General features: G+C 65.2%; 8 protein-coding genes. 1 reads left to right on the top strand and 7 read right to left on the bottom strand.

Annotated elements, in window-relative coordinates:
* Positions 1–28: 28 nt before the first annotated feature.
* The 7 genes from gltS to ABE493_RS12015 form a co-directional block, all read right to left on the bottom strand.
* Positions 29–1,234, bottom strand: a complete 1,206-nt coding sequence (gene gltS, locus ABE493_RS11985) for a sodium/glutamate symporter (RefSeq protein ID WP_346499141.1) — start codon at positions 1,232–1,234, stop codon at positions 29–31.
* A gap of 370 nt (positions 1,235–1,604) precedes the next feature.
* Complete coding sequence (locus ABE493_RS11990) at positions 1,605–2,000, bottom strand: RidA family protein (protein ID WP_346499142.1); 396 nt, start codon at positions 1,998–2,000, stop codon at positions 1,605–1,607.
* A gap of 34 nt (positions 2,001–2,034) precedes the next feature.
* Positions 2,035–3,474: an N-acyl-D-amino-acid deacylase family protein gene (locus tag ABE493_RS11995; RefSeq protein ID WP_346499143.1), complete on the bottom strand. Its 1,440-nt coding sequence runs from the start codon at positions 3,472–3,474 to the stop codon at positions 2,035–2,037.
* Between the two features lie 3 nt (positions 3,475–3,477).
* Positions 3,478–4,353 (bottom strand): MurR/RpiR family transcriptional regulator, encoded by an 876-nt coding sequence (locus ABE493_RS12000; RefSeq protein WP_346499144.1) that lies wholly within the window; start codon positions 4,351–4,353, stop codon positions 3,478–3,480.
* Positions 4,354–4,355: 2 nt separating this feature from the next.
* Positions 4,356–5,711, bottom strand: coding sequence for a gluconate:H+ symporter (locus tag ABE493_RS12005; protein ID WP_346499145.1), 1,356 nt, complete (start codon positions 5,709–5,711; stop codon positions 4,356–4,358).
* Between the two features lie 23 nt (positions 5,712–5,734).
* A complete protein-coding gene (locus ABE493_RS12010) occupies positions 5,735–7,000 on the bottom strand; it encodes an amino acid deaminase (protein ID WP_346499146.1) in 1,266 nt (421 codons plus the stop codon).
* A gap of 120 nt (positions 7,001–7,120) precedes the next feature.
* Positions 7,121–8,269: an OprO/OprP family phosphate-selective porin gene (locus tag ABE493_RS12015; RefSeq protein WP_346499147.1), complete on the bottom strand. Its 1,149-nt coding sequence runs from the start codon at positions 8,267–8,269 to the stop codon at positions 7,121–7,123.
* A 111-nt stretch (positions 8,270–8,380) separates the two neighbouring features.
* Between ABE493_RS12015 and ABE493_RS12020 the strand changes: the two genes are divergently transcribed.
* Positions 8,381–9,055, top strand: coding sequence for a response regulator transcription factor (locus ABE493_RS12020; RefSeq protein ID WP_346499148.1), 675 nt, complete (start codon positions 8,381–8,383; stop codon positions 9,053–9,055).
* The last annotated feature ends 149 nt before the right edge of the window (positions 9,056–9,204 follow it).

Raw genomic sequence — 9,204 nt, forward strand, 5'->3', positions numbered from 1 at the left:
CACGGGTGTGGCGCACGGAACAGCCCGATCAGTGCGGCCAGAAGTTGAGGAAGCCGGTAATGATCAAGGCGTTGATGAAGTCGATGAAGAACGCGCCGACCAGTGGTGCCACCAGGAAGGCGCGCGGCGCCGGCCCATAGCGCTGCGCCAGCCGCCGCATCACCGCCATCGCATTGGCGGTGGTGCCCAGCATGAAGCCGATGAAGCCGCCACCCATCACTGCCGCGTCGTAGTCGCGGCCCATCAGCCAATAGATCGGCACCGCGAACAGCGCGACCACCGCCACCTGGATGATTAGGTTGACCAGCAGCGGGAAGCCCATTCCAGCCAATTCCCAGAGTTTGAGATCCATCAGCGCGATGGCCAGGAACAGCGCCAGGCAGATATTGCCGATCAGGTCGGTGGTGGGCACTGACAGTTTGATCCAGCCGGTGTAGTCATCGATGTTGCGGATCACCGCGCCCACCAGCATCGCGCCGATATACGTCGGCAAGGTCAGGCCCAGGCCTTCAAAGCCCTTGCCTACCCAGACGCCGAGCCACATCGCCATCAGCAGCACGACGATGCTCTTGAGCGCATCGAACTCGCGTGCCGATTCGCTGGGGTAACGCACGGTGACGGCTTCGTCTTCGCCGAGCTGCGCGCCGGTGGCCTTCTGGCTGGGGTGCTGCACCTTGAAGCGCTGCATCAGCACGGTGATCACCGGGCCGCCGACCAGGCCGCCACAGATGATGCCGGCCATGGCCGCAGTCACCGCCAGGCTTTCCGCGCCGACCAGACCGGCCTGTTCAAAATGCCCGGCAAAGGCCAGGCCGGTGGCCGGGCCACCGGTGAGCGTGGCCGAGCCGGCCAGCACACCGAACATCGGGTTCAGGCCGAACATCTTGGCCACGCTGATGCCGATCAGGTTCTGCAGCACCGCGAAGAGGCTGCCGATCAGCAGGAACAACATCACCTGCTTGCCGCTGACCCGCAGCAGCCGCACGCTGGCATTGATGCCCAGGGTGGTGAAGAAGGCCACCATCAGCGGTGTCTTGAGGGTGGTATCCAGTGTGAACAGGGTGGTCTGCTGGCCATGCGCCCACCACACCGCCAAGGCCACCAGCAGGCCGCCAACCACCGGTTCGGGCAGGTTGTAGCGGCGGAAGAACGGAATGGCGCGGCACAATGCGTAGCCGGCAAACAGGGTCAGGCCGGCAAAGGCGACTGTCTGTACTGCGTCAAGTTGGATCATCAGGGCGGGGACCTTGCACCAGCGAAAGGCGAACTTTGTCGTTCCCCCGGCACAATAGCAACCGGGCCTATTGGCACTGGCCGGGCTGTCAGGGTGCGCTCGCCCGCCCCAATGTGGTGCCGAGCCATGCTCGGCTGTCGCATTACCTGTAGTGCCGAGCCATGCTCGGCAAGGGCTTTCCAAGCGGGCGGTAGTGCCGAGCCATGCTCGGCAAGGGGCCTTCCCGGTAAAGCCTCTGCCGAGCATGGCTCGGCACTACAGTTTGGGTCTTGCGGTAAAGCCCCTGCCGAGCATGGCTCGGCACTACAGTTTGGGTCTTGCGGTAAAGCCTCTGCCGAGCATGGCTCGGCACTACGGTGATGCGGCAGGCTCAGCGTTGCGGGCGCTTGTAGGCCACGCAGTCCACTTCCACCTTGCAGTCCACCACCATGCGGCTTTCGACGCAGGCGCGGGCGGGTGGGTTCTCGCCAAAGTAGTGTTTGAACACGCCGTTGAAGGCATAGAAGTCGCGGGCGTCGTCCAGCCAGACGCCGCAGCGCACGACGTGCTCCGGGCCGTAACCGGCTTCGGCCAGGATCTCCAGCACATTGCCGATCACCACATGCGATTGTTCGGTGACCGTGCCGGCGACCAGTTCGCCGTTGCGCATCGGTACCTGCCCGGACACGAACAGCCAGCCATCGGCTTCGACCGCGCGCGAGAACGGCATGTGTTGCTTGCCCTGGCCAACGCCACCTTCGGCGCCGTAGCGTTTGATGTCACTCATCGGTATTCCTCTTCATGGGGTGCAGCGGTAGCAGTCAGGCTGTCGGTGCGGGTTCTGGCCGCACAAAACGGCCAGCGCGGGCGACGACGCGACTGCCGTCATAGCTCAGGCAGCCGTTGACCCAGACGGCGTTGATGCCTTCGGCGGCGCGGATCGGATCGTGGAAACTGGCGGTGTCGCGTACCCGCGCCGGATCGAACAGCACCAGGTCGGCGCACCAGCCGGCACGGATCAAGCCGCGCGCGCCCATCGCGAAACGCGAGGCCGGCAGGCCGGTCATCTTGTGCACGGCAGTGTGCAGCGGGAACAGCTGTTGATCGCGGGCGTAGTGGCCCAGCACGCGCGGGAATGTGCCCCATAGGCGTGGATGCGGGCGCGGATCGCGTGGCAGCCCATCGGAACCGATCATGGTCAGTGGATGGCTCAGGATGCGGCGCACGTCGGCCTCGTCCATGCCGTGGTACACCGCGCCGGCAGGTTGCAGGCGTATCGCGGCATCCATCAACGGGACCTTCCAGTCGGCGGCGATCTCGGCCAGCAGGCGGCCGCCCTGGCTGGGTTCGGGCTCGGACCAGGTGATCAGGATGTCGTAGGCCTCGGTGACCTGCTTCAGGTCCAGGGTCGAGGCGCTGGCCGCATACGGGTAGCAGTCGCAGGCCACATCCTGGCTGGCCGAGGCCGCATGCAGGCAGTCCAGTACTTCGCCGCTGCGGCCCCAGTTGTCGACACCGGCACACTTCAGGTGCGAAACACGCACTGCGGCCTGTGGCGCACGTGCGGCGTAGAAGGCTTCTTCCATCGCATCGAGGATGCCGCTGAATTCATCGCGCAGGTGGGTGGCATACAGGCCGTTGCGTGGCAGCTCCTTGGCCAGCGCGTCCACTTCCGAGGACGGTGCGCTATAGGCCGAGGCATAGGCCAGACCGCTGCTCAGGCCCAGTGCGCCCTGTGCCAGGCTGTCGCGCAGCTGCGCCCGCATCGCGCTGATTTCCTCGTCGGTGGCGGCACGGTCCAGGCGATCCATATGGTTCTGCCGCAAGGCGGTGTGACCGACCAGGGCTGCCACATTCACGGCCGGGCCGGCATGTTCGACGGCGTCGCGATAACTGGCGAAATCCGCATAACGGAAATCCTCGGCATCACCGAGCAGGTTCATCGGGTCCGGCACCTGCGCATGGATCCTCACAGGGCTGGCGCTGATGCCACAGTTGCCAACCACCACCGTGGTCACGCCCTGCGACAACTTGCTGAGCATGTCCGGGTTGCGGATCACCTCCAGGTCGTCATGGGTGTGCACATCGATGAAGCCCGGCGCCAACGCCAGGCCCTGCGCGTCGATGACATTTGCAGCCGCAGCCTTGCCCAGCGCGCCGACAGCAGTGATGCGCCCGGCATCGATGGCGACATCGCCGTGCTCGGCCGGTTGGTCACTGCCATCGAAGATCAGCGCGTTGCGGATCAGGAAATCATGCATGGATCAATCACCCAGCGGAAGGCGCGAATCACCGCCACGGTGGCGGTCCAGCGCCAGCTTGATGCGGCGCAGGTGTTCATGGTTGGCGTTGGCGTCGTTGAGCGCGGTGGTGGTGGCAAGCACGTCGATGGCCAGCATCATCGCGTAGCGCGAGGCCGAGGGCTTGAACACGAAATCGGTTTCCTCGATCTGGATCGGCAGCAGCCAGTCACTGCGCTCGGCCAGCGCCGTGTTGGCCTGGGTGATGGCGCCGATGCGGGCGCCATAGGTGCGGGCGATATCCACCGCTGAGATGATTTCCGGGGTGATGCCGCTGACCGACAACACCAGCACCAGATCCTGCGGCCCAAGTGTGGCGCCGATGATCTTCATCATCAACGCATCGCTGCAGGCCGATACCGGCCGCCCGAAACGCACGAAGCGGCTCTGCAGCTCCTGCGCGAAAACGGTGGAGCATCCGCCCAGGCCGAAGATATGGATCATCCGCGCCTGGCAGATTGCTTCGGCCAGCTCCTGCACCACCTCTTCCTTCAGGTTGGCGATGTTGTGACGCAGGCTTTCCTGGATGTCATCGCAGATCTGCGCGTACAGCGCGGATACCGGCGGTGCGTTCTGCTGTTCCAGGAAGCGCTTGCCTACCGCGCTGGCCGAGGCCAGCCGCGCACGCAGCTCACGCACATGCTCGCAGCCCAGCGCCTTGGCAAAACGCGAGATGGCGGCGGCGCTGACTTCGGCGCGTTCGGCCAGCTCGCTGACCCCGTACTGCGCGGCGGCATCCACGTCGGCGAGGATGGCCGCGGCGATGCGCGCTTCCACCGGGCTGAACTCGTGCTGGCGCTGGCGCAGCTCATAGACGATATCGAACGTATTCTGCGACATGTTCAGAGCACCATTGAGAGGGCCATCACCAGCGACAGGGCGATGACGGAAATAAGGGTTTCAAGCACCGTCCAGGTCTGGAAGGTCTGGGTGACGGTCATGTTGAAGTATTCCTTTACCAGCCAGAAGCCACCGTCGTTGACATGTGACAGCACCACCGAGCCGGCGCCGGTGGCCAGCACCAGCAATTCAGGGTGGGCGTAGCCCATGGCGGCGGCAATCGGGGCGACGATGCCCGAGGCGGTAATCATTGCCACCGTCGCCGAGCCGGTGGCGATGCGCATCAGCGCGGCCATGGTCCAGCCCATCAGCAGCGGTGACAGCTGCAGGCGCTGGGACAGGGCGGTGATTTCCGCCGCGACGCCGGTATGCAGCAGGATGCCGTTGAGGCCGCCGCCTGCGCCCACCAGCAAGGTGATCGCGGCGGTGGGGGCAAGGCATTCCTGGGTGAATTTGAGGATCTGTTCGCGGCTGAAGCCGCGCATCATGCCAAGGGTGATGAAGCTCATCAATGTGGCCAGCAGCAGGGCCACCACCGAGTGGCCGATGAAGCGCAGGCCGTGGTTGAGCGTCGAGCCGGGGGCGGCGATCTGATCGGCCCAGCCGCCGAGCAGCATCAGTACTACCGGCAGCATCAAGGTGGCCAAGGTGATGCCGAAGCTGGGCAGCTGCTCATCGGGAATGCGCTGATGGCCCTCGTCCAGCAATGCCGCTTCCATCGGGTTATGCGCAGGCAGCTTGACCCGCGGCGCGATGAACTTGGCGAACACCGGGCCGGCCAGTGCCGCCGTTGGCAGGCCAACCAGCAGCGAATAGAACACGGTGCGGCCGACATCGGCGCCATAGGCGTTCACCGCCAGCATCGCCGCCGGGTGCGGTGGCACCAGCCCGTGCACCACCGACAAGCCGGCCACCATCGGCAGGCCGACCAGCAGCAGCGGCACGCCGGTGCGGCGGGCGACATTGAGCACGATCGGAATCAGCAGCACGAAGCCGACTTCAAAGAAGATCGGCAAGCCCACGCAGAAGGCGATCAGCATCATCGCCCAGTGCACGTTCTTGCTGCCGAAGCGGGCGATCAAGGTGCGTGCGATGCGCTCGGCGCCACCGGACTCGGCCATCATCTTGCCGAGCATGGTGCCCAGCGCGACGATCAGCGCGATATGCCCAAGGATCTTGCCGACGCCCTGCTCATAGGCTGGCAGGATCTCCGGCGCCGGCATGCCAGCAAGCAGCGCCAGCCCGATTGAAACCAATGTGACACTGATGAAGGGGTTGAGCCGAAAGCGGGCGATCAGCACGATCAGTGCAAGGATCGACAGTGCGGCGTAGATCAACAGCAGATTACCGTTGCTCATGCGTACAGACCCGATGGAAGCGGTTAGAACTGCGTGGAAACAGCACCGACAACGCGGTGCGCGTCATCGACCACCAACAGGTGGCGCCATTTGTCGAAGGTCAGGCAGGGGTGAGAAATATCGAAGCAGAGCATGTCGCCCACCTGCAGGGCATCGTCAGCCTGCAGCTCGAGGAACGCATGCTGGTCCATCATCGCGGTGAGCTTCCAATGCGCGGCGGCAGCGCTTGGTGCGGCATCGCCGGGCCGGTAGTGCAGGGCAGGCACCGGCAGGCCGGCATCGAAGGCGGCATCGCGCTTGCCCAGGCCGATGATGGCCTTGCCCGGTTCCGGGCGGGACTGCACGTAAGCCCATAGCCGCAGTGCCGGCTGCAGGCTGCTGCCCATCGTGCGCGCGATCGGGTTGCTGGCGTGGATGCGTTCGGCTGCTTGCCGGTAGATGCCGACGTCGTGGCTCAGATAGCAGCCCGGACGCAGCACGATCTGTGCGTCGGCATCGTTGGCGAGTACCGAGAACTCTTCGGCCACCACGTCGAACCAAGCCGAGCCAGCGCCGCTGAGGATGGCCGGCAACTGGCGGAAACCACCATTGGCGCGGATCGCCTGCCACTGCGCAAGGCTGCGCTGCAACATGGTGCGCACGCCGGCCTCGTCGCTGGCGACACCTTCATAGACTTCAACGCCGACCAGCGCCACGGCATCCGGCCAGCGGGCGATTTCGTCCAGCACGGCCTGCGCCTGTGCCTCGTCGCGCACACCGGTACGGCCGCGGGCCAAGCCAATCTCCAGCAATACCTTGATCTGCTGCCCACGCGCGCTGAAATAGCGGCCCAGCGCGGCCACGTTGTCGGCCGAGTCCACCACGCAGGCAAACCAGAAGCCCGGGTCACGCTGTTGCAGCGAGGCGATCAGCTCGAAGTTGCCCTTGCCGACCAGCTGGTTGGCGAGCAGTACGCGCTGTACGCCCTGCGCGTGTGCGGCCACGGTCTGCGGCGCGGTTGCCAGGGTGATGCCCCAGGCGCCGGCGTCCAGCTGCATGCGGAACAGCTCGGGGCTCATCGTGGTCTTGCCATGTGGCGCCAGCTGGCAGCCATAGGCCTGCGCGAACTCGCGCATCCACAACAGATTATGCTGCAGCGCCGATGCGCTCAGCACCGCAGCGGGCAGGCTGAGCTGCTCTGCAAGCAGCGACGGTGCGGCGGCGGCCAGCGACGCCGGCGTCCATGGGCCACCGCTGGGGAGGCCCTTGCCGACCAGAACTGCTTCGGAATGAAAGTAATTTTCCTGCACGAATCCTACCCCTTGCCTTGTTCACCCGGAAGTACGGGTGGCTGTCGTGGCGAAAGGTGGAGAATACGTGAAAATTATTTTCTTGTGTGTCCGGGCCGGATCACGTCGGCGCGGGCGGGGTCAGAAGTGCAGCTGGGCGCGCCCGGCCAGTACCCCAGTGTGGTCCAGGCGTTGTCCGCGCAGTTCATCACGGCGGCGGCTGTCGGTCCAGTCCAGCATCAGCCGGACGTTCCTGGAGGCATACCAGTTCACGCCGAGGGTCCAGGCGTCGGCCGAGACATCGCGCTGCTGCGTTGGCCACTGGCGACCGGTGATGTGGTCATAGCGGGCCACCAGCTCCCAGGCGCCGAAGTCACGCTCGGGCTCCAACTGGACGAAACGGCCGCCCTTGGCGTCGTAAGGGCGGGTTTCACCGGTGAGCAGCCAGCTGCCCTGCAGATAGCCGGCCTGTATTTTGCCGCGTTGCTGGCCATCGTCGTAGCGGGCACCACCGTACTCGGCCTGCCATGACCACGGCCCAGCCACGCCGGCGGTTTCAAAACTGTAGCGTTTGACCGACACCGCGCGACCGCTGCGGAAATCCACCAGCGGCAAGCGGCCGTTGTTGCCGAAGTGGCCGTTGGCACGCACTTGCGCACGCAACGGCAGGGCGCCATCGGCACCGGGATGGCTGTGATGCTCATGGGCGCCGGAGACACCAAAGTGCAGGGCATGGCCCGGTTGGCTCCATGGCGCGTAGCCGATGCGGCCGCCGATGACGTGGCCCTTGGCCTGCCACACATCGATGCTTTCCAGGCTGAAAACGCTGCCGCTCCAGAAAATGCCGCTGTGATGCCCCTGTGCGCCGATGCCCAGCCGGTAAGCCGTGCCCAGCGACTGCACCAGAAAGCTGCGCTCGATGGTGGGCGTGTGATTGGCGCTGCTGCGGTCGTCCAGCGTATAGAACTGCTTGAACTGGCCCAGGGTGAGCTGGGTGTTGCCAAAGGTGTGGGTCAGGTAGACATCGCGGGCAACCGGGCGGTGGCCGGCGAAGTCCGCCTCGACCTTGTAGCCCAGGCTGTAGGCCTTGCCCGATAGGCCCAGCCACGCTGCACGCAGATCGTCGCCGCTGCGTTCTGGCGGGCCAAGGCGGTCGTTGTCGAAGTGGCCGAATTCGTAATACAGGCGGCCGCTGGCCTTGGCGGTGAACGTGTCGTTGGCAAGCGCGGCGGGTGCGGCGGCCAGCAACAGCAGGCCGGTGAATGCAGCACGCAGGGGGAAACAGGCCATCCGTTGCCTCGGTACAGTTGGGAGTGCGCGGACGATAGACAGGGCCAGGGTGCCAACCAATAGCGATTTGGGACTAGGGCAGGCAAGCCGTGCCCGTGCCAAACTGGCGCCATGAGCCTGATCAAGGTGCTTGTTGCCGACGACCACCCGTTGTTTCGCGCCGCCGTGCTGCATGCGCTGCGCGAGGGCGGCGCCGTGGGCGAGATGCTGGAGGTTGCCAGTGTTTCGGCCTTGACCGAGGCGGTGGCTGAGCATGCCGATGTGGACCTGGTCCTGCTTGATCTGACCATGCCCGGTGCGCACGGGTTTTCTTCGCTGGTATGGCTGCGTGGCGAACGCCCGGAGCTGCCGGTGATCATCATTTCTTCCAATGACAACCCGCGGGTGATCCGTCGCGCCCAGCAGTTCGGTGCGGTTGGCTTCATTCCCAAATCCGCGCCGGTGGAATCGATAGGCGCGGCGGTGAGCGCGGTGATGGACGGCGATACCTGTTTCCCGCCCTTGGCGGCGGTGCGCTCCGAGCACGATGCGCTGCTGGCCTCGCGGCTGGCGCGGCTGACCCCGCAGCAGATCCGCGTGCTGCTGTGCATGGCCGATGGCCTGCTCAACAAGCAGATCGCGCACGTGCTGGGCCTGGCCGAAAACACGGTCAAGGTGCACGTCACCGCCGTGCTGAAGAAGCTCGAATGCAATAGCCGCACCCAGGCCGCGGTACTGCTGAAGACTTTGGAGGCAGAGTGGGAGCCGGAGTTGGACGCAGGCAATTGGACCGCGCCTAACCCGTAGTGCCGAGCCATGCTCGGCAGAGGCGTTACCAGCTAAACCCCAACTGTAGTGCCGAGCCATGCTCGGCAAGGGCGTTACCAGCAAACCCCTGACTGTAGTGCCGAGCCATGCTCGGCAAGGGCATTACCGGGAAAGCCTCTGCCGAGCAT

The organism is Stenotrophomonas terrae, from assembly GCF_039674165.1.
Classification (GTDB): Bacteria; Pseudomonadota; Gammaproteobacteria; order Xanthomonadales; family Xanthomonadaceae; genus Stenotrophomonas; species Stenotrophomonas terrae_A.

What these genes read in the sequence shown, in the direction of transcription:
- gltS (WP_346499141.1), bottom strand. Translation starts at nt 1,234, where the DNA reads ATGATCCAACTTGACGCAGTACAGACAGTCGCCTTTGCCGGCCTGACC.
- ABE493_RS11990 (WP_346499142.1), bottom strand. Translation starts at nt 2,000, where the DNA reads ATGAGTGACATCAAACGCTACGGCGCCGAAGGTGGCGTTGGCCAGGGC.
- ABE493_RS11995 (WP_346499143.1), bottom strand. Translation starts at nt 3,474, where the DNA reads ATGCATGATTTCCTGATCCGCAACGCGCTGATCTTCGATGGCAGTGAC.
- ABE493_RS12000 (WP_346499144.1), bottom strand. Translation starts at nt 4,353, where the DNA reads ATGTCGCAGAATACGTTCGATATCGTCTATGAGCTGCGCCAGCGCCAG.
- ABE493_RS12005 (WP_346499145.1), bottom strand. Translation starts at nt 5,711, where the DNA reads ATGAGCAACGGTAATCTGCTGTTGATCTACGCCGCACTGTCGATCCTT.
- ABE493_RS12015 (WP_346499147.1), bottom strand. Translation starts at nt 8,269, where the DNA reads ATGGCCTGTTTCCCCCTGCGTGCTGCATTCACCGGCCTGCTGTTGCTG.
- ABE493_RS12020 (WP_346499148.1), top strand. Translation starts at nt 8,381, where the DNA reads ATGAGCCTGATCAAGGTGCTTGTTGCCGACGACCACCCGTTGTTTCGC.